The sequence below is a fragment of the Fictibacillus sp. EA-CB0309 genome, from assembly GCF_055814265.1.
In genome coordinates this window covers 1,999,828-2,022,408 of the sequence record NZ_CP169271.1, presented here as the reverse complement: position 1 = coordinate 2,022,408, position 22,581 = coordinate 1,999,828, and the positions used below count along the sequence as shown (strand labels likewise).

Genomic DNA, 22,581 nt, shown 5'->3' with positions numbered 1-22,581 from the left:
ACCCCTTCTTATGAGACTTTTTCTTCTAATTCTTCTGCAATTCGGTCCAGTTCTTTCTGAAGCTGTTCAAGCCCAAGTCGGTTTATATAGTCAAAAAAGCTTTCTGATGGAAGCTTTGTATCCTTAAATGTAGTGAGGAAGCGGAAAAGTACTTCGTCTAGTGAATCCGCATGGAACTTTCCTTTAAGCTTTTCGTTAAACTTTCCACCATCATCAAGTGTGCCTCCTACATAAATCTCAAAAGCTTGAACCATCTTTTTTCTTTCGTTTTTAACAATACGCCTTGAAGACCAATATCTGCGATCTGACGCTGTCCGCATGAGTTAGGGCAGCCTACCATATGAATTCTAACGGGAACATCCAGGGTGATTTGCTGATCGAGGTTGTCTGCGATCCTGCGCATCCTTTCTTTCGTTTCAACGAGTGCCAAGTTGCAATACTCGATGCCGGTACAAGAAACAGAATGACCAATGAAAGATAAAGGCTGTGTAGTGATGCGTTTAAAAATGCCTTCTTGTAAAAGCAACTCGACGTTTTCGTGCTTAACGTTAGGAATAATTAAGTTTTGAGAATTTACCGTTCGAATTTCACCGTTTCCGTATTTCTTCGCAATTTCAGCAAGCTCTAAAACTTCATCAGCATGAAGTCGGCCAACAGGTACGTTAAAACCGATATAACTTAATCCCTCTTGCTTTTGAGGATGAACACCATAAAAGTATCCGCCGTTCCATGTTTTAAGAGCATCTTTTCCTTTAGAGTGAAGCGGTCCGGTATATTCTAGAAGCTTTTCTTTAAATTTTTCTGGTCCCCAATCCGCCATCAAGAATTTAAGGCGTGCTAGATGACGCTTTTCCCGATAACCGTAGTCACGGAAAATGGTAGTAATCGCGATTGAAACCTCTTTTACCTGATGCGGTTCAATAAACACATCAAGCGGCTGTGCTAAGAATGGTCTAGATGATAAACCACCGCCGATCTTTATATGAAATCCTGGAATCTCTTTATCTTCCATTTCTTTAAAAGCTGGCGTAAATGCCACACAGTTAATTTCAGCATGAGCACTATTGTTCACATTTGAACTAATGGACATTTTGTATTTTCTCGGCAAGTTAGAGAAATCTTCATTATGCTGAAAAAACTCATATACTTCTTTTACGATCTCAGTCGTATCGAATAGTTCATGTGGATCAATGCCAGCAATTGGATTCCCCATGATATTTCGCGTAATGTCACCGCATGCACCAGCGCTTGATAACCCAACCGCTTCTAACCGATTAAAGATATCCGGGATCTGATCAATCGTAAGCCAGTGAAATTGAATCGCTTGCCGAGTGGTTATATCGAACACGTCTCTTCCGTAATCTTTACAAATGTAAGCAAGAGCTTTTACTTGTTCATAGCTTAAAATGCCTGATGGAACATTAACCCTCATCATGAAATATCCGTCTTTTTTAGGACGCTGCAGATAAAGGCCAGCCCACTTGAAACTATCCCATTCTTCTTTCGGAATAGAAGAAAAGCCGTTTTCTGCGTAATGAGGAATATCTTCAAATATTTTTAAGCCATCTTTTACGAGCTTTTTTGTTCTGTTTTATTGATCTTCGGATTATCTGCCCACGCTTTTTCATATGCCATCGTTTTCGATCTCCTTTATCGTTAGTTAAATCAACTTCCTGTTTATCAAATAGTTTAAGATGATTTCCACACTCTCGGTAATGCTTTGTTCGTTTGTATGAATGGTAAGAGCAGGTGATACCGGTTCTTCGTAAGGTGAATCAATTCCAGTAAAATCAGGAATTTCACCATTTCGTGCTTTGCTGTACAATCCCTTTGGGTCTCTTTTCTCACATTCTTCAATTGGACATGCCACAAAGATTTCAATAAACTCTTCTTCTGAAACAATTGCCTTTGCCTTCTCGCGATCTTGTAAAAATGGAGAGATAAATGCTGTCAGCACAACCGTTCCATTATCAACAAACAGCTTAGAAACTTCTGAGATTCTGCGAATGTTTTCCGTTCTATCTTCATCTGAAAACGATAGGTCACGGTTTAATCCATTTCGGATGTTGTCTCCATCCAGTACATAGTTACGAATGTTTCGCTCGTACAGTTCTTTTGCGAGTGCATTCGCAATGGTTGACTTGCCTGAACCTGAGAGACCGGTAAACCAAAGTACAAAACTAGAATGGTTATTTTGCCTTTGCCTGTCTGCTTTCGTAATCGAGCTATCGTGCCAAATTATATTGTGAGGTTTGCTCATTTGAATCTCCTTTTCGGTGATTTTCTTCATGTTTTCTTAGCCCATTTATTAAGACTTCTACTACTTCTTTACGGCTAAATGTGCTAGGCGGCAAATCACCATTACGAAGCAGCTCTCGTACCTTTGTTCCAGATAGAATCACATGATCTTCACTTGTGTGAGGACACGTTTTTGAAGAGGCCATTGCTTCACATTTTTTACAGAAAAAGCTATGTTCAAAGAAAAGTGTCGTTATGCCGATCTCATCTGCTGTAAACTGTGAAAAGATTTCTTGTGCTTCATATGTCCCGTAATAATTTCCGACGCCTGCATGATCACGGCCTACAATAAAATGTGTACAGCCATAATTTTTTCTAACGAGAGCGTGAAAAATCGCTTCACGTGGACCTGCATAGCGCATTGCGGCTGGAAAAACAGCTAGGAAGACACGGTCACTTGGATAATAATTCTGTAAAAGGACATGATAGCTTTCCATACGAACATCAGCTGGTATATCATCTGATTTCGTTTCACCGACGAGCGGATTTAAGAAGAGGCCATCCACCGTTTCAAGCGCTGTTTTTTGGATATATTCATGTGCACGGTGAACTGGATTTCTCGTTTGAAAGCCTACTACTGTTTTCCATCCCAAATCACTAAACGTCTTTCTCGTTTCACTAGGATCGAGATGATAGGCTTTGAATTCCTTTTTCAGAGGACGTTTAACGAGCGTGATGTCTCCGCCTACGTATACAGAAGGACGCTCTAGCAATTTCTTTACACCAGGGTGATCGTTATCAGTAGTTTTGTAGACTTTCTCTGCCTCTATTTGCTTAATAGGAGTATAGATATCTCCAACCTGCAGGATTCCGTAAGTTTCTCCTTCGTACGTTAACCGAACTTCTTCACCTGCCCTTAGTCCTTCAGCTGTTTCACGATTCACCGGTAACGTGATCGGAAGACTCCAAACTGTTCCATCACTTAGCCTGATGTCATGAACAACAGATTGATAGTCTTCTTGATTTAAAAATCCTGTTAAAGGGCTATATGCTCCTATAGCTATTAATTCAAGGTCGCTAAGTGCTGTCGCATCGAGAGTGATTTCTTTTTGTATGTGGTGATAAGGTGTCTCTGGCTGATAACGGCTGATTAATTTTCCTCCGTGGGGCTGAATTGTACTCATTACGTTTCTCTCCTCCTAAATTTCTCTTTATTGGCTTTCATTTTGATGAAGGCCACATTCTAGTTTCCTAAACCAGACCAACGTCCAGAACGAAGGTCATCTGCGTTTAGTGCAGCCTGTGTACATGGCTCACAACCTATACTGGGATAGCCATTATCGTGAAGTTTGTTGTACGGCAAATTATTTTTGTGTGCGTAACGCCAAATGTCTTTCCAAGTCCAGTGAATAAGCGGGCAAATCTTAATGCTTTTAAATCGCCCATCCCGATTAACAAATTGTGTGTTTTGGCGGGTAGGTGATTGTTCACGGCGGAGGCCAGAAAGCCAGGCTGTTACTCCGTTCAGTTCTTCTTCTAAAGGGATCACTTTTCTAATGTTGCAGCATTGATTCGGATTCAATTTCCAAAGCTCTTCACCGTACTTACTCACCTGTTCTTCAAGAGATAAAGCGGGAGTCTTTAACTTGATCTGAAGAGATGGATATCTTTTCTTCGCTGCTTCAATAACTTCATACGTTTCTTGAAAATGCAGATGCGTATCAAGAAAAACAATTTGAGCATCAGGCTTTATTTGATGAACAAGATCAACAAGGACGCTTCCTTCAATTCCGAAGCTGCACGCGTAAACCAAATCATCTTCATATGTTTCATAAGCCCACTTCAAAACATGCAGTGCACCTTTTGTAGGGTTATCACTGTTAAATTCACGGGTTTTGTTGTCCCATGTTTCGTACGTTAGCAATTTGTTACCTCCTTCTTGCCATTAAAAAAGCGGCTTTAACGTTTTTAGGACACTGCCCATTCGTTAAAACCGCCTCTAGTTTTCTAGTCAGCGAGCTATTTAATTCTTACCTTCTCGTTTTTTCGAGCTGAATTACTTTTCCATCTTGTACGATTAATGTGATTGATCCAAATTTGATACTGCTCAGCATTTTTTCAAGCTGAGGAAGAAAATCGTTTGCACTATTTTCGTTCGCCACTCCACTGCCTCCCTTTTTAAGTCAAATATCTCTTATAAAAACAAAAAAACCTTCCCATTTCGGAAAGATAGTGGAGGTAAACGTATTACCTTATCTTCCAAAATGTAAAAACATTCTGCTGGAGTTAGCACCTTACGATTGCAGGTTGCCGGGTTTCATCGGGCCAGATCCCTTCACCACTCTTGATAAGAGTTTAATTTTTAAAAATCATATCACATCTGAAGCGGATATCAAGACCTATTTTTTAATTTTTCTTTTTTTACAAAATATTTAAACAAACAGTTGACATTTTGTCTTTTTGGAACATATAGTAATAACTAAAATTTCATCCGCATCGCTGATCGGAAAACCGAAGGCTCTTAACATCACTTGTTAAGGGCCTTTTTATTTTGAGGAGGAAAAGTATGAAAAAGTTAATTGTTCTAGCTCTTATCGGACTTGTTGCACAATTGATCGACGGTTCACTTGGAATGGCATATGGAGTAACTTCCACTTCATTGCTCTTAGTAGCGGGTATAGCCCCAGCGGCTGCATCAGCTTCTGTCCACTTAGCAGAAGTCGTAACGACCGCTGCCTCAGGAATATCTCACATTAAGTTTGGAAATGTTGATCGTCAGGTTGTTCTTCGTTTAATACTACCAGGTTCCATTGGTGCTTTTGTTGGAGCTTGTTTTTTAAGCAGTCTTCCTGGAGATGTAGTAAAGCCCTATATTTCAATCTTTCTTATTTTGCTAGGTGTCTATATTCTGTATCGTTTTCTTTTTAAGCTTGGTGAAAAACGGGCAGCTACTAGCAAGCCTTTTACAAAAAAACAACTATTGCCGCTTGGTTTGTTAGCTGGATTTTTAGATGCAACGGGTGGCGGCGGATGGGGTCCTGTCACGACTCCTGTCTTAATGGCAAAGCAAGATATGAAAACAAGAAAAGTGATTGGATCAGTCGATACAAGTGAATTTGCTGTAGCTGTGTCAGCTTCTATCGGTTTCTTTATCTCACTCGGGTGGGAACAAGTCGAATGGCTTTGGGTAGGTGCGCTCATGGCCGGCGGAGTGATCGCTGCTCCAATCGCAGCTTGGCTTGTCCGCTTGATCCCCTCACATATCTTAGGAGTTCTAGTGGGAGGATTAATCATCATCACCAATATTCGAACACTCCTTCTTACTGTTGGACTGTCTTCCGATACGATGTTCTCAATCTACTTTGTTCTTGCAGCCTTTTGGGCTGTTGGCGTAATCTATGCTGTAAAAAGCAACCCCAAAAATAAAAATACGAAATTTTTAAAAAATTCTGTTGACTATTGATTATGAGCTATGTATTATAAATCTTAATTCAATATTCAAATCTTCTTATCCAGAGAGGCGGAGGGACTGACCCTATGAAGCCCGGCAACCAGCGTACACGCATGGTGCTAATTTCAGCAGAACATTAACGTTCTGAAAGATGAGACTTCGATCGTGTGAAATCATCGGGACCTCTTCTTTTGGAAGAGGTCTTTTTTGTTGGATAAGTTGAATCTGAATTCAAATTGGATGCCCAAAAAATTAAAAAATGTTGAGGAGAGATTTGAAAATGAGCGAACAAGCAAAAAACGAAGAAAGACAATTTGGATTTGAGACAATTTCACTGCATGAAGGACAAAAAGTAGATCCGACAACTGGAGCGCGAGCAGTACCGATTTACCAAACTACTTCTTATCAGTTCAACTCTACGGAACATGCTGCTAACTTATTTGCGTTAAAAGAATTCGGGAACATCTACACGCGTTTAATGAATCCGACGCAAGACGCGTTTGAGCAGACAATCGCTAAATTAGAAGGCGGTGTTGGTGCCCTTGCCCTTGCTTCTGGTCAGGCTGCAATCACAAATGCCATTTTCAATATCGCAGGTTCTGGCGATGAGATCGTCGCTTCCACTTCCCTTTATGGTGGTACGTATAATCTTTTCTCTGTAACACTTCCAAAACTCGGCATCCAAACACAATTTGCGGAGATCGATAATCTTCAATCGTTTAAAGATGCCATTACGGAAAAAACAAAAGCAGTATACATCGAGACGATCGGTAATCCAAAAATTGATGTGGCAGATATTCAAGCGATTGCTGATATCGCCCATGAAGCGGGTGTTCCGCTTATTGTAGATAATACACTAGCCACTCCTTACCTGTGCCGTCCAATTGAGCACGGTGCCGATATAGTTGTTCACTCTGCAACGAAATTTATTGGTGGTCACGGAACATCAGTCGGTGGTGTGATCGTTGATTCTGGAAAGTTTGATTGGAGCAACGGAAAGTTCCCAGGCCTGACTGAGCCCGATCCAAGCTATAAAGGAATCGTGTACACCGAAGCATTCGGTCCACTTGCTTATATTTTAAAAGCTCGCGTGCAGCTGCTGCGTGACTTAGGATCTTCCATCGCACCTTTCAACTCGTTCTTATTCATCCAAGGACTAGAAACGTTAGCGCTTCGAATTGAAAGACACGTTGAAAATACGCTTAAAGTAGCGAAGTTTTTAGAAAACCATCCATCCGTTGACTGGGTTAACTATGCGGGGCTACCTAGCAGTCCTTATTATGAATTAGCTCAAAAATACTTACCAAAAGGAGCAGGTGCCATTCTTACGTTTGGTGTTAAAGGCGGTGTTGAGGAAGGTAAAAAATTAATCGAGAACGTAAGCATCTTCTCCCACCTGGCGAACGTTGGAGATTCGAAATCGCTGATCATCCACCCTGCTAGCACAACGCACCAGCAGTTATCAGAAGAAGAACAAAGAAAATCAGGTGTTACTCCTGAACTAATCCGCCTTTCAATCGGTATTGAAACAGTGGATGACCTTATCTATGACCTTGATCACGCACTGAAAGCAATCGCTCTTTCTCCGAGTGGATTGTAAGGTTAAAACAGCTCAGAGCATTTGAACTGCACCCCGTCAAGTAGACAGTGGAAATAATAAAAACTTATTAAGCGGCTTCAGCTCTATATTCTAGAGGGCTGAGGCCGTTTAGTCGTTTTTGATATCTTTCATAATTATTCATAATTATAAAAATGGATATACTCATCAATCGCTAGAGATGGGTCTTCAAATGTCTCATACTTATGTAAATAATACTTTTCGGATTTGAGCGATCCCCAGAAGGATTCCATCGGTCCATTATCTATACATCGACCTATGCGTGACATACTTTGTGTATCTGTGCTTTATCAATCCTGGAAATCAACCACTTCCAATAACAACAAAGTTTACAAAAACAGCCTATAATTATTACTCTCTTGCTTATAAATCCTTGAACTTCACCACTAAATCTAACCCCACCGATACATCCACCATTTATACCGCTAAAACCTCATATACCCCCTATACAATGAACATCGTAACCGATAGCCTCACATAATTTACCATCCTTCATTGAATCATTCATTAATATAAAGCGCTTGCATTTTAGAAAGCATGTACTATAATACTTGTATACAAGTATACTCGTTCTTCTCAAAGGAGGTTATTTTATTGAACGAATCAAAGGATTCTCTTTATCCTGCAAAATGGTTATCTAAAGCCTCAACCGGTGAACGTGTAACATGCGAGCTAAGAATGAGAATCATTTCGGGACTTATTGAAAGCGGTACCATATTATCTGAAAATAAATTAGCTGCTGAATATAATGTAAGCCGCTCACCTATTCGTGAAGCATTAAAAGTTCTTGCAAACGAAAATCTTATTCGATTAGAACGCATGGGTGCAGTCGTCACTGGAATAACAGAAAAAGAAGTTGAAGAGATCTACGATGTTCGACTACTTATTGAAACATTCGTGTTTGAACGTCTAGTCAAGATTGACACAACCGAATTAGAGAGAGAGCTCAACAAGATCTTAGAAATGATGCAAATTGCCATCAAGTACAAAGACGCTGATGAGTTCGCCTTTCAGGATGTCTTATTTCATGAAACCATCATTAGGGCCATCGATCACTCCTACATTACGATGATCTGGAGTAACACAAAACCAGTAATGGAAAGTTTCATTCTATTATCGATGCGCATGCATTTTAATGAAAAGTACGACGATCTATCCCGTATCGTGAAAAACCATGAACTTTATATTGATGCGATTTCCACAAAAAACAGAGACATCATGATTCAATCTCTGCATCAAAACTTTGATGACGTACAAGGAAAAGTAGATGATCTATGGATGTCACAACAAATGCTATCAAGAGCACGGGAGCAAGAAAAGGAGTAAATAAATGTTAGATATCGACGGTACACAGCAAAGAAAAAGCTATATGGTAGGAGTCGACATCGGTACCACGAGCACGAAAGCTGTTTTATTCAGTGAAAATGGTGAGGTGGTTGCACAAGAGAATATCGGTTATCCGCTTCATACGCCTGATATTTCAACAGCTGTTCAAGATCCTGAACAAATTTTTCAAACTGTTTTGCAAACCCTTACAAATGTTGTAAAACAATCAAAATGTTCACCTGAAGAGATATTGTTTATCTCATTTAGCAGTGCCATGCACAGTGTTATTGCGATGGATCATAACGATCAGCCATTAACACCTTGCATCACATGGGCTGACAATCGCAGTGAAGCGTGGGCTAGAAAGATAAAAGAAGAACTGAATGGTCATGAAATCTACAAACGAACAGGTACTCCGATTCATCCGATGAGTCCATTAAGCAAAATCTCATGGATTGTAAATGATTATCCTGAAATTGCTGCCCATGCTAAAAAATATATTGGGATTAAAGAGTACATTTTCAAAAGTTCTTTAATGAATATGTTGTTGATCATTCTCTAGCTTCGGCGATGGGCTTGATGAACTTAAAAAAGTTGGATTGGGATGAAGAGGCATTAAAAATCACAGGTATCACACGTGATCAACTCTCTAATTTAGTCCCTACAACTGCTGTTTTCAAAAATTGTCATTTAGATTTAGCGAAACAGATTGGTATCGATTCACAAACACCATTTGTCATAGGGGCAAGTGATGGTGTGTTATCTAACCTTGGTGTCAATGCGATTGGCAAAGGCGAGATTGCTGTCACGATTGGTACAAGCGGTGCCATTCGAACTATCATTGACCAGCCGCAGACAGACGAAAAAGGCAGAATCTTTTGCTATGCTCTAACCGAAAACCATTGGGTAATCGGCGGGCCTGTTAACAATGGCGGCGTTGTCCTACGGTGGATTAGAGATGAATTTGCAGCATCGGAATTAGAAACAGCAAAACGATTAGGAATCGATCCTTACGAAATTCTAACCAAGATTGCTGAACGCGTGAGTCCTGGCGCTGATGGATTGTTATTCCACCCTTACCTTGCTGGGGAACGTGCTCCATTATGGAATTCAGATGTACGAGGTTCATTTTTCGGACTAACGCTGTCTCATAAAAAAGAACATATGATAAGAGCTGCCTTAGAAGGTGTGATCTACAATTTATACACGGTGTTCTTAGCATTAGTAGAATGCATGGATGAGCCTGTAACCCGTATTCAAGCAACTGGCGGGTTTGCACGTTCGGAGATATGGCGTCAAATGATGTCAGATATATTTGATACAGAAGTGGCTGTACCAGAAGTTTATGAGAGTTCCTGTTTAGGAGCTTGTATTCTAGGGTTATATGCTACAGGAAAAATACAGTCATTTGAAGCCGCTTCTGAAATGATTGGCAGTACTTTTAAACACACACCTAATGAAGAAGCTGTAAAAGAGTATAGAGAATTATTACCGATCTTTATTCGTTTATCTAGAAAACTTGAAGAAGATTATACACGTATTGCAGCTTATCAAAGAAGCTTAAGCAATAGAGAAAAATAACATCAGGAGGATCTTATCATGCCATTATTTATTGTAGCTTGTGGAATTTTAGCGTTATTACTATTAATCATGTATTTCAAATTAAACACGTTTATTTCATTGATCATCGTTTCATTTGGTGTCGCGTTAGCACTTGGAATGCCGCTTGGCGAAATTGTTAAATCTATTGAAGCGGGATTAGGGGGAACACTTGGCCATCTAGCGTTAATCTTTGGACTTGGTGCCATGTTAGGTAAATTAATTGCTGATGCCGGCGGTGCACAACGAATTGCCATTACTTTAATTGAGAAATTTGGAGAGAAGAAAATTCAATGGGCGATCGTTGTTGCTTCATTCATTATCGGTATTGCTCTATTCTTTGAAGTAGGTTTAGTATTATTGATTCCAATCGTATTTGCGATTTCAAAACAATTACGCGTTTCTATTCTATATCTTGGTATTCCAATGGTAGCAGCGTTATCCGTAACACACGGATTCCTGCCTCCACATCCAGGACCAACCGTTATTGCTGGAGAATTTGGTGCTAACATTGGTGAAGTGTTACTTTACGGTTTCATTATTGCGATTCCAACTGTTATCCTAGCAGGTCCAGTATTTACGAAGATCGCTAAAAAAATTGTTCCGGATTCATTTAATAAAACAGGTAACATTGCATCATTAGGTGAACAAAAAGTATTTAAATTAGAAGACACACCTTCATTTGGTATCTCTGTATTTACAGCAATGCTTCCCGTTATCTTAATGTCTATCGCAACCATTATTACCTTGGTTCAAAACACAATGGGAATCGCGGATAGCAAAACATTTGAAATCGTTCGTTTTGTAGGTGATGCTTCTACTTCCATGTTGATATCATTATTAGTAGCAATCTATACAATGGGACTTGCAAGAAATATCCCGATTAAAACCGTTATGGATTCATGTACAACAGCGATTACACACATTGGTATGATGCTATTGATTATCGGTGGCGGTGGTGCATTCAAACAAGTTCTGATCAACGGTGGTGTTGGTAACTATGTAGCTGATTTATTTAAAGACACTACATTCTCACCCATTCTACTTGCATGGATGATTGCAGCCATCCTTCGTATCTCTTTAGGTTCTGCAACGGTTGCTGCTTTAACAACTGCTGGGCTCGTTATTCCTTTATTGGGTCAAACTGACGTGAACCTTGCATTAGTGGTACTTGCAACAGGTGCTGGCAGTTTGATTGCCTCACACGTAAACGATGCTGGTTTCTGGATGTTCAAAGAATACTTTGGTTTAAGTATGAAAGAAACGTTTGCAACTTGGACGTTGCTAGAAACCATTATTTCAGTAGCTGGATTAGGATTTATCTTATTATTGAGTTTGTTTGTATAAAAAGATTTAAGCCCTATCAGATCATATTTCTGATAGGGCTTTTATTAAGCCTATAAATTTATTCGCCTTCACTATAACGGAATATTAAATTCCTTCAATAGATCTTTAAAAGCAGGTCGTTCATTTCCATCTCTACCTATAACATGGGTAGCGGTGACCAATGAATTTAACACAGCTTCTTCAACTGCCTCCCTGACTGCACGAAATGCAATATCCATATCCTCTTCATGAATCGTTGGAATCGTTATACATTGGGCGGGTTTGTCATGAGGTATTTTAGTAGCTGTGGAAAAACCAATCACCACTTCCCCGCTTCCATGGGTTATGATTGATCCCGTTCTAGACAAACCTGCTACTGATCTTTTTACAATTCGGTTAAGCTGTCGTTCAGAAACGGGAAGATCTGTTGCAATAATGATCATCACAGAACCTTTATCTTTTTCTTCCCACGACTTAAGGAGTGCTTCTTTTAACTCCAGACCAATAGCTCGTCCCTTTATCATCAGATCACTCAGAATACCAAAGTTGGATAAAACAAGTACACCGATTGTATAATCTCCATGATCTAATGGAATTCGCCTCGATGACGTGCCGATTCCACCTTTTAAAGAATAACAAAGCATACCTGTACCAGCTCCAACACTGCCTTCTAAAAACTCTGTTGAGGCATGTTGCAAAGCTTGAAAGACATGTTCTTTTTTAACGGATTGTCCCCTAATATCATTCAGCAGCATATCATTACATTCTCCTACGATTGGGTTTACAGTACCCGTGGTTCTTCCAATCTCAGGGTTTTTCTCCAGCATATATTGAATAAGTGCGTCTGCAGCTGTCCCGATACTTAACGTGTTTGTAAGGAGAATGGGTGTTTCAAGTACACCCAGTTCTTCTATCTGAATGGTCCCCATCGTTTTCCCAAAACCATTAATAACATGGCTAGAAGCAATCAGTTTTTCTTTAAACGTATTTCCCTGATGAGGTAGGATCGCTGTTACACCTGTTTGCATGTTGCCTTCGCTAAGGGTAACTTGTCCAACCGTCACCCCCTCAACATCCGTTATTGAGTTAAAGGTCCCTGTTTCCATACGTCCAATCACTATCCCATAGTCACGTAATCTCATTTGTTGATTCATATGACAGATCACTCTCTTCTTTTTATCTGTAAACAGCTTACACTTTGTACTAAAAATTTGCATACAAAAAGCCCAATTTCACCGAATTGGACTTTTGTTATTATTCATATCGTTCGTTTATTGCTCCCCGTTTGTGAGTTTAAGAACTTTTAACCCTGTTCCCATATCGGAAGCGTAGACATAGTTACCTGCTACATCAACACCCCAGATGTTTGATTTCTCAGGGATATATTTACCGAGTTCTACAGGATTGCTAGGATCTGTAATATCCACTGAACGGACCCTCCGCCATAATGTGAAAGGTACAGTGTATTGCCATGTACTTTCGGATCGTGAACAGTGTTTGCAAACGTGACACCATACTGAACATCGTCAACAAGCTCTGTTTTAAACTCACTTAATAGCTTAGGATTTCTCTTGTCCTTAATATCAAAAATACGTGTATAGCCATAAGATTGTTCATAGCCTGCTTTTGTAGGATTATACACTTCACGCGTTTCGATCAACACATTTCCGCCTTTAGCAAGAGCAGCAGAGTGAGCAGATCCTTGCTGTGTTGCACTAAATGTTGTTCTTCCCAAATAGGTTGGGTTCTCCGGATTCTCCAAATCTAATACGATTGTACCTAAGTCCCAGAAAGACAGATAAGCTGTTTTACCGTTTACATCAGCCATCGTACTGTGGTTAAATACAGCGCGCTGCTTTCCATTCGAATCTGTCCAGTTATAGCCGTCAAAATTCTCTGGCACTTCTGGTAATTCACGAGGATCAAACTGATAAATCGTTTGTGGTGAAGCTGGGTTGCTCACATCAACAATTTGGAAGTCCTTTTGCTCTCCATGTGTATAATAATCAGCGTATGGATTTGCAGTCAAAACATATGGTTTGCCACCCTGCTCCGTTAAATACAGTTCATGTGTTCCAGTAACACGCTTATCAAGCTCCCAAAATCCAAGCTTTTTTGGCTGATAAGGATTCGTTACATCATATAAAAGAAACCCTCCAACAGAGTCTTCTGCTTTACGATTAAGTTGCTGAACAGATACAACGGCTAAGTCCCCTTGAAAGTGTTTTGTACTAACACGTTTCACGATTACTTTTTCTTGCCATGTCCCAGGGATATCATCTGCAAACAATGCTACTTCTTTAGGATTTGATGGATCCTTAACATCCCAAACACGAACTCCGCCTTCACCACCACTTTTCGTATGTGTTCCAGTGTACGCGAAACCTTTATGTACATAAACGTCAGCTGTGTTATTCTGTTTGCCGTTTTTTTCTTTGATTTGTACAGCTGCTACCTCTTTCCAGTTAAAACTTTGAGATCCTTCAATCGTTGATTCAATGGCTTCATAACCAGGGCCTGTTCCCTTTTCAATAATATCCGATCCTAATTCATCATGAGCTAAAACAAATGAACCAATACTCCCAATACTTAAGGCTGTTGCAAGACTAAGACTTAACACAAATTTTCTGTTCATATGTACCTCCCAGTGATTTTAGTTCGCTACTGAATTAAATTATTTCAAAATTCAGCGAATTAACCTAGAGTCAAAGGAAGGATTTAACAATTATTGTTTTCTAGTATTTGTAAGTAGATAGTTGCACTCAACGTTTCAGAGGATGCTTAAAGAACTAGATTATTTAAAAAATAATAGTTGCTAGGTATATTGCAATACACCAAATAATGATAGCTGATACTTTATTAATAAGATTTAAGATGGTTCCCCCAGAGTCTATTCTCCCAATCGTTCTTCCTGCTAATGCCAATCCTATAAACCAGAGCCATGACACCGCGACACAAGTTAGTGTGAACACTAGCCTTTCAGATCCTGAATAGGCCAGTGAACTCGTACCAATCACACCAATGGTATCTAAAATAGCGTGCGGATTTAAAAGGGATACAGTTGCGGCGAAAATGATTTGCTGTTTAGGCTGCATGCTAGATTGAGAGGTTTCCGTGTTCGTTTTGCTAGACCAAATCGACCACCCCATATACAATAAAAAGAAAATACCAACAATCATTAATAACAATTTAAGCGTGCTAAAAGCAGTAATAATAGCCGATATCCCTGTTACAGCTAACACTATTAATATGGTGTCACAAACACCAGCAGTTACAACAGCAGGAAGACTTCTCCAGAACGATGGTTGTTGAGCACCTTGGTTAAAAATGAAAACATTTTGTACGCCTAATGGCAAGATCAGTCCAAAAGCTAAAAGAATGCCATGAATGAAAGCATGAGCCAAATGAAAATCAACTCCTTTTGAAGTGGAGGTAGCTAGATGTATACGAGTGAAATACGAAAGAAAAATCATGACCGTAAAAATGTAAATACCACATTAAGTCATTCACTGTACTCAGAAATTAAAACTTTAGCAAAAAAACTGGATAAGCCAGCAAATGAACTTATCGAAGAAGGAATGGTTCATGTGTTGAATCAGTACAAGAAAACCAAATCGTGAAGTTTGAAGCGCACAGTATAAATTCTGTGCGTTTTTTTATTCGTTAACAGATAAGTCCAGATCACCATAAATCCTTATGACCTATTTCTAGTGCAGTCTTAAATTCAATTTATTTGGATAAAAAGAATAATAAATGATAAATAATGCTGGTTATTGGAAGTGAAGTCTTTGAACACTTATATAGATGTTGTGATACGTACTATTGTTGCTTTTATCGCTTTATATGTTGCAGCCCGGATACTAGGCAAACATACTGTTTCCAGAATGACAATCTTTGACTTCATCGCGGTTGTAACACTTGGTTCTGTTACAGCAAACCTCTCATTTGCGCTTGAAATCAAAGCTCGCTATATCTTCCTCGGACTAGTAATTTTTGTAGTCCTGATCTACCTTTCTGCTTATCTTTCATTAAAAAGCAAAAGAGCTAGAAAATTTGTAGCTGGTGATCCAACTGTCGTAATAGAAAATGGCAAGATACTCGAACACAACATGAAGAAAATGCGCTACACACTCGATTATTTAAATCAACAGCTTAGGCAAAAAGATATCTTTTCTGTTGACGAAGTGGATTATGCTCTCGTTGAAAATAACGGACTGCTATCTGTAAAGAAAAAGAGCAGCACCTTAACGTTACGCGTAAAGACTTAAATATGTACAAACCTGAAGTAAAACTGCCGATTGAGTTGATTATGGATGGCGAGATCTTACAGAACAACTTAAAAGAAAACAACATCTCTTATGAGTGGCTGCAAAACGAACTCATAAAGCGCAACCTCTCAGCGGAAAAAGTTGTTTATGCCTTATTGACCAGCAGCAATAAACTTTATATAGATACACATGATGATCAGCTTAAGTCGCCTTTGGATGTGGAATAAGACCAGAAAAAAACCTTGTAGGATCTACAAGGCTTCAAGACCTTTTTGACATATCAATTATTCTGATTGGATTTCCTGAATCGTCACTGAAAATAGCATATCGACCTGGAGGGATATCACATGGCTTCTTGACAAAAGAAAGCGCTCGATTATTTTCTTTGAAGTAATTATCAACACTATCAACTAAAAAAACGCTACCTGGCCCAAATTCATGTTCCCCATTATCATCTTCGAGCAAAATTTGAGTATCTGCATTTGTCTTAAAAGCTACTGTATGATCGCCTTCTCTCCACGCTTCTTCCATCCCTAGCACATCACGGTAAAAAATTACGGCTTTCTTCATGTCTTTTACTGGTTGAGAATGAAAAACTAACTTCATGTGACAACGCTCCTTATTCCATTTTTTAGCACATAAACAATTTATGTAAATCGTAAATCATTTACGTTAATGTGTCAACATGATATACTCTAATCATGAAATCAAATATTCCAATTCCAGGTTCAATAAGAGAAAAAATATTAAACCAAGCGATAAGAGAGTTTGGGATGCACGGCTATGAAGGAGTAAATGTCCAACAACTTGCTAAATCCATAGGCGTAACAACTGGAGCTCTATATCATCATTTTGGAAATAAGATCGAACTGTATAAAGTTGTACGCGAAGAAATTGAAAGAAGAATAACGAGCAGAATGGAAGGTGCTGCAGATGTTCATGACGACTCATTAACGTCACTTAAATCTGCAATGATAGTAGGTTTTAATGCTGCAGTAAAACTAAATGTGTGCACACTACTAAGTGAGCCCGATTATAGCTCTAATCGAGACCTAGTAGCCATCCTGTTCAAAGAAATTTTAGGAGAGAATTTAGTAGAAGGAGTAGAATTTCTTCTTTCTTCCGTCTGGCGGTCTGCGTTAAAAAACGTATCTCAAGGTATGTCACCCGAAGATGCAAAAAAAGCGTTAAATTGGTTTAGCGAGAAGATGATACAGAACAAAGCACGCTAATGGACGTGCTTTTTTAGTTCTTTTCAAATTCGCTCTTTCTCATCAGCTAAACTACCTAACTTTTTAACCGTATTCCAATTTCGAACAGTAGCTGGCACACCTAACTTGGAAAGCTGAATGGCTAATTTTGAATGTCGTATACTTTGCCTTAAGTATAAATAAATCTCGTTATTTATGATCTTATATTCGTCTATACCACTATCAAAATACTCAAGTTGAGAAACCTTTTCTGCTGAAGGGGTATAGGTTAAAAAGGAAACATGAAGGCTTTCCCTTCTGTAAAAGTTTCAGGATCATATGGACATTTATGAATGATTTCCTGAAATTGTTCTGACGTCCTTACTACAACTGTTACAGAAAACTCAAATCCTGCTTCGATCTCTTTTTCGAGTTGCTCCACAATATCAGCAGCAAACTTATTAGATTGAAAGATAACATTTCCACTTTGTATGTACGTCGTTACACTTTCATATCCCAAACCCTCAAAAAGCTTCCTCAGTTCCTCCATCTTGATCTTTTTATGACCGCCGACGTTAATTCCTCTTAACAAAGCTATATACGTTTTTATACTCATCACCTCTAAAGAATTCTTATTAACTTTAACGTATCATAGTTTTAAAAATTTTAGGAGCATACAAAAAAGAGACTTATGACTAAAGCCTCTTTTAAATAAGTTTACATAATATTATTACGGTAATCTACTTCCAGTTCTCGTTTATAAACGTGTCTCTACCAGACGTTTCACGCTCTTCTTTGTATGCTTTAGGATTCTTTTTGTAAAAATTCTGATGATACTCTTCTGCTTCATAAAATTCACTTGCTGGCAGAATCTCCGTTACGATCGGCTTATTGAACTGGCCGCTTTCTTCTAAAGCCTTCCGAGATTTCTCTGCTAGTTCTTTTTGTTCCTCTGTATGATAAAAGATCGCCGTACGGTACTGGCTTCCTCGATCAATAAACTGACCTTCATCATCAGTCGGATCAATTTGCGGCCAATACAGATCTAATAATTTTTGATAGGTAAAAAGCTCCGGATCATACGTAATTTGGACGGCTTCACGGTGCCCGGTTTCACCCGTTTTAATTTGTTCGTAAGTTGGGGTTTCAAGTTGTCCACCCGTATACCCAGATACAATACCATGAATCCCAGGTAGTTCATCAAATGGTTTAACCATGCACCAGAAACAACCGCCAGCAAATGTTGCAAGTTCTTTATTGCTCAAAATCCATTCCTCCTATGACAAAACTTTATTGTTAAAGAGATTTTAACGTGATTTTATTAAAAATAACAGTGATTCAACTTCCCTGTTCATAGGATAACCTTTTATGCACATAAACTGTAATCACTATGTGGAAAAGTGCGGTGATGGGTATGGACTTCAAAAAACTTGAAAATGAAATCTATAGACGCTGTAATGATTTGCTTTCTCTTCAAAAACCAGATGGAACTTGGCGTTTTTGCTTTGAAAACTCAGTGATTACGGATGCTTATATACTCATCCTGTTAAGGACGATTGAATATCGAAATGAAAAATTGCTTAAAAGGATCACACAACGCATCCTCTCACAACAATCTAGAGACGGTTTATGGCGTGTCTACCCAGATGAGGAACCAGCCAACTTGTCTGCAACGATACAAGCCTATACGGCACTTCTTTATTCGCAGCAGTTTAGCGCAAATGATGACAAACTCATGCCAGCTAAGCATTTTATTAAGCAAAATGGCGGTTTGAAGAAGGCCGATCTTCTTACAAAAGTCTTTCTCGCGATGAACGGGTTATACGAATGGCCCGATGTTCCAATTGATCCAGCCATCCTTTTTTCTCTTCCTCTTACCTCTCCCATAAATCGATTTGATATTAGCAGCTATGCTAGAGCTCATTTTGCACCTGTTTTGTTGATGGTTGAAGGGAAGAAAAAGCTTACTTCCAAATATACACCTGACTTATCGGACCTCACAGGAGATGGAGACGAAGGTGCTCATATGCAGGATTGGGTGAACTTATTTTCATTGTTGAATATTAGAGATTCTTACCTTCAAACGAAGAAAGAGAACATTTTGTCTTATATTCAAAACCATATTGAACCTGACGGAACTCTACTAAGCTATAGTTTAACGACCATTTTTATGATTTATGGCCTGCTGTCCTCTGGTTATGAACGCTACTCAACAATTATTCAAAACGCACTCACAGGCTTGATGAACATGTTTTGTGAAGCTGAAGGAACGCTTCACTTGCAGAACTCTCCTTCCACAACTTGGGACACGTCACTCATTCTATATACGCTGCTTGAAGCGGGTGTACCCATTACTGATCCAGGTGTTATGAAGGGATCACAATTTCTTTTATCTCAGCAGCAAACAAAGTATGGAGATTGGTCTGTTCATAATTCGGAGGCTGCACCTGGGGGCTGGGGGTTCTCTTTAGGCAACACACAACATCCTGATATTGATGATACACAAGCTGCGCTTCGCATAATGGCACATTTATCTCATTCCTATTCTCATTATCAAATGATTTATGAACGTGGACTCGCATGGCTTATATCTATGCAGAACGATGATGGCGGATGGGCCGCATTTGAGAAAAATACAAACCGTTATTTGATCGGCAATCTACCGATCAAACATGCAAAAGATGCATTAATCGATCCTTCAACTTCTGACATAACAGGGAGAACGTTAGAGTTTTTGGGGAAGTTTCATGGACTGAATCAAGATCATACCTCTGTAAAAAAGGGGTAAATTGGCTTTTAGCAAACCAAGAACAAGATGGCTCCTGGTATGGTCGCTGGGGCGTCTGTTATGTTTATGGAACTTGGGCCGCCATTACAGGACTAATCGCTTGTGGCGTAAATCCACAGAACAAGAGAATACAAAAAGCTAAAGATTGGTTATTAAATGTGCAATATGAGGATGGCGGCTGGGGAGAATCCTGTGCCAGTGATCATCAACGAAAATATGTAAAATTAAACGCAAGTACACCATCCCAAACCGCATGGGCTCTTAATGCACTAACGGCTATCCATAAAGAGCCCACTTCTGAAATGGAGAAGGCAGTTAAGTGGTTGATGAAACATCGTGAACAATCTAGCTATCCAACTGGAGCCGGCTTACCGGAGCATTTTATATTTATTACCATAGTTACGATTACATTTGGCCGTTATTGGCACTAACTCACTGTTATAAAAAGTATTATTCTGTTTGATCTTTATGGCCAAGAAAAAGCACCTGTTTTTAGGTAACAGGTGCTTAATTCAATTTAAGCCAATACATCATTAGTTAATTGTATTTCTTTCAACTTTTGACGTTGTTCATCTGGCCACCATGCCCCGCAATCATCTGATACAACACATACTGAACATTTTTCAAGATCATAGACCATCATTCCACTTATCGGTGGTGAATAGAGGTGAAGTGTTACTAAATCGCTGCCCTCTTCTGCTTTCATTTTATGAACACCTTTTTTAGGTGCGTAAAATAATTTTCCTTTGTTATGGATCTTCGTAAATAATTCTGAAGGCAGACCGTTTTCTTTCACTTCATAGACGGTGTTCAGAGAAGACCCATTCAGAACTTTGATCCACCCTTGCGAAATACCATGATCATGAGGCGCACATTCTAATTGAGACCAGTTCATCACCAATACTTCCACTTCTTCGTTTTGATAAAGGAGCTTTCTATAGTATGGTTTTCCTTCTGACGATTTTAAAATATGATTTACATCTTCAAGATCGATTTTTAAGTTTAAGAGTACGTCTCTTAATTCGTTTTTAGAGGGTTTATTTAATGAATTCAATACGCTCATTGTATTATGAATCGTCTCCATTACATTCATCCCCTTCATGGTCTTTGGTCGAAGTTAAATAGCCCAAGAATAGATATATTCAAAATGGTCACTTTAAATATTTATGAAAGTAAACTCGTCACTTATGTGAACTTATTAGACACAGTTGCAAAAATAAAAAATCGTCTAACGTGAGTCAGACGATTTTAATAAGTTTAATAAAATGTTACTATAATTCATTAGTAGAATTTGAAACACTCCCCAACCTCTCAACAATCCTTCTTTTCTGATAAAGCATCGTCCCCGTTTCAGCAAGATCACTAATCATCGAGCGGTTTGCAAACGCACCGAATATGATTCCAGCCACTGGCACCATTTGAAACAGCTTTTTCCATCCGAATGATTCAGTAAACGTTAATGTAACTTCTCTCAGCCTTGAATTTGAGAAATGACTTCTCGCGACTTTTGATCGTCTTTTTCACTTATTGCAGAAAGTTCATTTAAGATTGCCTCTTTGCCAACATAATCTGAGGTTGAGAATTGCAGACATTTTAAAATGTACACTCTTTCCTGTTTATCATTGGGATCGTATCCATGTATAATCGCTATCTCTTGAAGTGTTTTTAAAGAGATTGCTAGTATAGCAGGAATATCTATGGCAAGTGTAATGATTCCACCTATGCCTGTACTTGCTCCTTGAAGTGTTGCTGCACTTTTTCTCTTGTCTGCCAGTTCTAATGAAACTTTCTTCATTTCTTCTACAGGAACGTCTTGAAGATCTGATAACTCGTTAATCGTACGCCCTGTTTTCTTTTCAAAAACTGAAAAACAGATTTCTCGTTTGATAGATATTGTCCGCCATTTTGAATATAGCTGCCAATTTCATCGAGAAGTGTACCAATTTTGTTTTGAATAAATTTTGGTGTTACTCTATCAATCAGCTTAAATGGCAAGCGTGTGATACGCTCCCAAAACCATAATCCTTTTTGATCTTTTTCCCATTTCTCAATTTCTTTTAGTTCACTCAACAAATAATCTCTTGTTTCCATGTCAGTCCATCCATTCTATAATTTCATACAACATTGTACGAACTCATTTACCATAAGTTTCATTTCATAGAAAAAACCGCCTAGGGAATAACCCTAGGCGATTTCCATGTTCTACTATTTATTGTTCGATCACTTTTAATGATTCTCGAATAAACGCTGGAATATCTTCAGGTTGACGGCTAGTCACAAGATTTCCGCCGCAAACCACCACTTCTTCATCTTTTACTGTTGCCCCTGCGTTTTTTAGATCAACGTGAATCGATTTGTAACCTGTGATGTGTCTTCCGTTTAACACTTCTGCAGAGATCAACAACTGTGGTCCATGACAGATCGCGAACACCGGCTTGCCTTCATCAGCAAAATGTTTCGTGAACTGAACGAACTTATCGTCACCTCTTAGAATATCCGGTGAAAACCCACCAGGAATGAATAGAGCGTCAAAGTCATCCGGTTGAACTTCTGATATGGCAGCATTCGTTGTCACTTGCGCTTCTTTTTGCTTGCCTTCGAGTGTTGCTCCTTTTTCTGAACCAATTACGGTTACCTCATGGCCAGCTTCTCGAAACGCTTTTGCTGGTTCCGTGTATTCTACATCTTCAAACATGTTTGCTAATACCGTTGCAATTCTAGCCATTATTTAACCACTCCTCATTTTTGTGTATACAATTGTTGTATTACCATTGAGG

17 protein-coding genes, 8 pseudogenes and 2 riboswitches are annotated in these 22,581 nt (G+C 39.0%); of the genes and pseudogenes, 9 read left to right on the top strand and 16 right to left on the bottom strand.

Annotation, left to right across the window (positions count from 1 at the left end; genetic code table 11):
- Window positions 1-8: 8 nt before the first annotated feature.
- The 5 genes and pseudogenes from ACEWFH_RS11350 to ACEWFH_RS11330 form a co-directional block, all read right to left on the bottom strand.
- Window positions 9-1,635 (bottom strand): annotated as a pseudogene (locus ACEWFH_RS11350) (nitrite/sulfite reductase).
- A 25-nt stretch (window positions 1,636-1,660) separates the two neighbouring features.
- Entirely contained in the window at window positions 1,661-2,260 is a 600-nt protein-coding gene (gene cysC / locus ACEWFH_RS11345) for an adenylyl-sulfate kinase (RefSeq protein ID WP_473724147.1), read from the bottom strand.
- Window positions 2,226-3,422 (bottom strand): sulfate adenylyltransferase, encoded by a 1,197-nt coding sequence (sat, locus tag ACEWFH_RS11340; protein WP_473724146.1) that lies wholly within the window; start codon window positions 3,420-3,422, stop codon window positions 2,226-2,228. Before sat ends, cysC begins: the two co-directional genes overlap by 35 nt.
- Before the next feature lie 27 nt (window positions 3,423-3,449).
- A pseudogene (locus ACEWFH_RS11335) lies at window positions 3,450-4,162 on the bottom strand (phosphoadenylyl-sulfate reductase).
- Window positions 4,163-4,257: 95 nt separating this feature from the next.
- Window positions 4,258-4,400 (bottom strand): annotated as a pseudogene (locus ACEWFH_RS11330) (YezD family protein).
- 87 nt (window positions 4,401-4,487) lie between these two features.
- Window positions 4,488-4,592, bottom strand: a riboswitch (SAM riboswitch).
- 212 nt (window positions 4,593-4,804) lie between these two features.
- On the opposite strand from ACEWFH_RS11330, the gene ACEWFH_RS11325 reads away from it, so the two are divergent.
- Both ACEWFH_RS11325 and ACEWFH_RS11320 read left to right on the top strand, forming a co-directional pair.
- Window positions 4,805-5,701, top strand: a complete 897-nt coding sequence (locus tag ACEWFH_RS11325) for a sulfite exporter TauE/SafE family protein (protein WP_473724145.1) — start codon at window positions 4,805-4,807, stop codon at window positions 5,699-5,701.
- A gap of 42 nt (window positions 5,702-5,743) precedes the next feature.
- A riboswitch (SAM riboswitch) is annotated at window positions 5,744-5,847 on the top strand.
- A 122-nt stretch (window positions 5,848-5,969) separates the two neighbouring features.
- Window positions 5,970-7,289 carry a homocysteine synthase gene (locus tag ACEWFH_RS11320; protein WP_473724144.1) on the top strand — a complete coding sequence of 440 codons (1,320 nt, stop codon included), beginning with the start codon at window positions 5,970-5,972 and terminating at the stop codon, window positions 7,287-7,289.
- Between the two features lie 67 nt (window positions 7,290-7,356).
- Here the strand turns inward: ACEWFH_RS11320 and ACEWFH_RS11315 are convergent.
- A pseudogene (locus tag ACEWFH_RS11315) lies at window positions 7,357-7,585 on the bottom strand (IS3 family transposase); the annotation flags it as partial.
- 316 nt (window positions 7,586-7,901) lie between these two features.
- On the opposite strand from ACEWFH_RS11315, the gene ACEWFH_RS11310 reads away from it, so the two are divergent.
- From ACEWFH_RS11310 to ACEWFH_RS11300, 3 genes and pseudogenes are all read left to right on the top strand, one after another.
- Window positions 7,902-8,633 (top strand): GntR family transcriptional regulator, encoded by a 732-nt coding sequence (locus ACEWFH_RS11310; protein ID WP_473724143.1) that lies wholly within the window; start codon window positions 7,902-7,904, stop codon window positions 8,631-8,633.
- A 43-nt stretch (window positions 8,634-8,676) separates the two neighbouring features.
- Window positions 8,677-10,214: pseudogene (gene gntK / locus ACEWFH_RS11305) on the top strand (gluconokinase).
- Window positions 10,215-10,232: 18 nt separating this feature from the next.
- A complete protein-coding gene (locus ACEWFH_RS11300) occupies window positions 10,233-11,579 on the top strand; it encodes a GntP family permease (protein ID WP_289495401.1) in 1,347 nt (448 codons plus the stop codon).
- 71 nt (window positions 11,580-11,650) lie between these two features.
- On the opposite strand, the gene ACEWFH_RS11295 is transcribed toward ACEWFH_RS11300, so the two are convergent.
- The 4 genes from ACEWFH_RS11295 to ACEWFH_RS11280 all read right to left on the bottom strand — a co-directional run bounded on the left by ACEWFH_RS11295 (window position 11,651) and on the right by ACEWFH_RS11280 (window position 14,962).
- The gene (locus ACEWFH_RS11295; protein WP_473724142.1) at window positions 11,651-12,712 is read right to left on the bottom strand and encodes a DmpA family aminopeptidase; all 1,062 of its coding nucleotides are present in this window, start codon (window positions 12,710-12,712) and stop codon (window positions 11,651-11,653) included.
- Between the two features lie 117 nt (window positions 12,713-12,829).
- Complete coding sequence (locus ACEWFH_RS11290; RefSeq protein WP_473724141.1) at window positions 12,830-12,985, bottom strand: hypothetical protein; 156 nt, start codon at window positions 12,983-12,985, stop codon at window positions 12,830-12,832.
- A complete protein-coding gene (locus ACEWFH_RS11285) occupies window positions 12,955-14,193 on the bottom strand; it encodes an LVIVD repeat-containing protein (protein ID WP_473724140.1) in 1,239 nt (412 codons plus the stop codon). Before ACEWFH_RS11285 ends, ACEWFH_RS11290 begins: the two co-directional genes overlap by 31 nt.
- Before the next feature lie 163 nt (window positions 14,194-14,356).
- Window positions 14,357-14,962: a LysE/ArgO family amino acid transporter gene (locus tag ACEWFH_RS11280; RefSeq protein WP_473724139.1), complete on the bottom strand. Its 606-nt coding sequence runs from the start codon at window positions 14,960-14,962 to the stop codon at window positions 14,357-14,359.
- Between the two features lie 36 nt (window positions 14,963-14,998).
- Between ACEWFH_RS11280 and ACEWFH_RS11275 the strand changes: the two genes are divergently transcribed.
- Window positions 14,999-15,178, top strand: coding sequence for a hypothetical protein (locus ACEWFH_RS11275; RefSeq protein ID WP_473724138.1), 180 nt, complete (start codon window positions 14,999-15,001; stop codon window positions 15,176-15,178).
- Between the two features lie 168 nt (window positions 15,179-15,346).
- Window positions 15,347-16,053: pseudogene (locus tag ACEWFH_RS11270) on the top strand (DUF421 domain-containing protein).
- 34 nt (window positions 16,054-16,087) lie between these two features.
- Here ACEWFH_RS11270 and ACEWFH_RS11265 read toward each other — a convergent pair.
- Window positions 16,088-16,432, bottom strand: coding sequence for a VOC family protein (locus ACEWFH_RS11265; protein ID WP_473724137.1), 345 nt, complete (start codon window positions 16,430-16,432; stop codon window positions 16,088-16,090).
- Window positions 16,433-16,527: 95 nt separating this feature from the next.
- Here ACEWFH_RS11265 and ACEWFH_RS11260 point away from each other — a divergent pair, with 95 nt between their 5' ends.
- Window positions 16,528-17,058, top strand: coding sequence for a TetR/AcrR family transcriptional regulator (locus ACEWFH_RS11260; RefSeq protein ID WP_473724136.1), 531 nt, complete (start codon window positions 16,528-16,530; stop codon window positions 17,056-17,058).
- Between the two features lie 247 nt (window positions 17,059-17,305).
- On the opposite strand, the gene ACEWFH_RS11255 is transcribed toward ACEWFH_RS11260, so the two are convergent.
- Window positions 17,306-17,632: a DUF1697 domain-containing protein gene (locus ACEWFH_RS11255; RefSeq protein ID WP_473724135.1), complete on the bottom strand. Its 327-nt coding sequence runs from the start codon at window positions 17,630-17,632 to the stop codon at window positions 17,306-17,308.
- Window positions 17,633-17,756: 124 nt separating this feature from the next.
- Window positions 17,757-18,281, bottom strand: a complete 525-nt coding sequence (gene msrA / locus ACEWFH_RS11250) for a peptide-methionine (S)-S-oxide reductase MsrA (protein ID WP_473724134.1) — start codon at window positions 18,279-18,281, stop codon at window positions 17,757-17,759.
- Window positions 18,282-18,406: 125 nt separating this feature from the next.
- On the opposite strand from msrA, the pseudogene ACEWFH_RS11245 reads away from it, so the two are divergent.
- A pseudogene (locus tag ACEWFH_RS11245) lies at window positions 18,407-20,235 on the top strand (prenyltransferase/squalene oxidase repeat-containing protein).
- Between the two features lie 86 nt (window positions 20,236-20,321).
- Here ACEWFH_RS11245 and ACEWFH_RS11240 read toward each other — a convergent pair.
- From ACEWFH_RS11240 to ACEWFH_RS11230, 3 genes and pseudogenes are all read right to left on the bottom strand, one after another.
- On the bottom strand, window positions 20,322-20,888 hold the full coding sequence (locus tag ACEWFH_RS11240; RefSeq protein ID WP_473724133.1) for a cysteine dioxygenase: 567 nt from the start codon (window positions 20,886-20,888) through the stop codon (window positions 20,322-20,324).
- Window positions 20,889-21,075: 187 nt separating this feature from the next.
- Window positions 21,076-21,895: pseudogene (locus ACEWFH_RS11235) on the bottom strand (EcsC family protein).
- A gap of 118 nt (window positions 21,896-22,013) precedes the next feature.
- Window positions 22,014-22,529 carry a type 1 glutamine amidotransferase domain-containing protein gene (locus ACEWFH_RS11230; RefSeq protein WP_473724132.1) on the bottom strand — a complete coding sequence of 172 codons (516 nt, stop codon included), beginning with the start codon at window positions 22,527-22,529 and terminating at the stop codon, window positions 22,014-22,016.
- Window positions 22,530-22,581 lie beyond the last annotated feature (52 nt).

Bases quoted from the DNA above. Each gene is read 5' to 3' on its own strand.
- ACEWFH_RS11255 (WP_473724135.1), bottom strand. From the start codon at position 17,632: ATGAGTATAAAAACGTATATAGCTTTGTTAAGAGGAATTAACGTCGGC.
- ACEWFH_RS11240 (WP_473724133.1), bottom strand. From the start codon at position 20,888: ATGGAGACGATTCATAATACAATGAGCGTATTGAATTCATTAAATAAA.
- ACEWFH_RS11295 (WP_473724142.1), bottom strand. From the start codon at position 12,712: ATGAATCAACAAATGAGATTACGTGACTATGGGATAGTGATTGGACGT.
- cysC (WP_473724147.1), bottom strand. From the start codon at position 2,260: ATGAGCAAACCTCACAATATAATTTGGCACGATAGCTCGATTACGAAA.
- ACEWFH_RS11300 (WP_289495401.1), top strand. From the start codon at position 10,233: ATGCCATTATTTATTGTAGCTTGTGGAATTTTAGCGTTATTACTATTA.
- ACEWFH_RS11285 (WP_473724140.1), bottom strand. From the start codon at position 14,193: ATGAACAGAAAATTTGTGTTAAGTCTTAGTCTTGCAACAGCCTTAAGT.
- ACEWFH_RS11265 (WP_473724137.1), bottom strand. From the start codon at position 16,432: ATGAAGTTAGTTTTTCATTCTCAACCAGTAAAAGACATGAAGAAAGCC.
- ACEWFH_RS11325 (WP_473724145.1), top strand. From the start codon at position 4,805: ATGAAAAAGTTAATTGTTCTAGCTCTTATCGGACTTGTTGCACAATTG.
- ACEWFH_RS11260 (WP_473724136.1), top strand. From the start codon at position 16,528: ATGAAATCAAATATTCCAATTCCAGGTTCAATAAGAGAAAAAATATTA.
- ACEWFH_RS11320 (WP_473724144.1), top strand. From the start codon at position 5,970: ATGAGCGAACAAGCAAAAAACGAAGAAAGACAATTTGGATTTGAGACA.
- sat (WP_473724146.1), bottom strand. From the start codon at position 3,422: ATGAGTACAATTCAGCCCCACGGAGGAAAATTAATCAGCCGTTATCAG.
- ACEWFH_RS11230 (WP_473724132.1), bottom strand. From the start codon at position 22,529: ATGGCTAGAATTGCAACGGTATTAGCAAACATGTTTGAAGATGTAGAA.
- ACEWFH_RS11275 (WP_473724138.1), top strand. From the start codon at position 14,999: ATGTATACGAGTGAAATACGAAAGAAAAATCATGACCGTAAAAATGTA.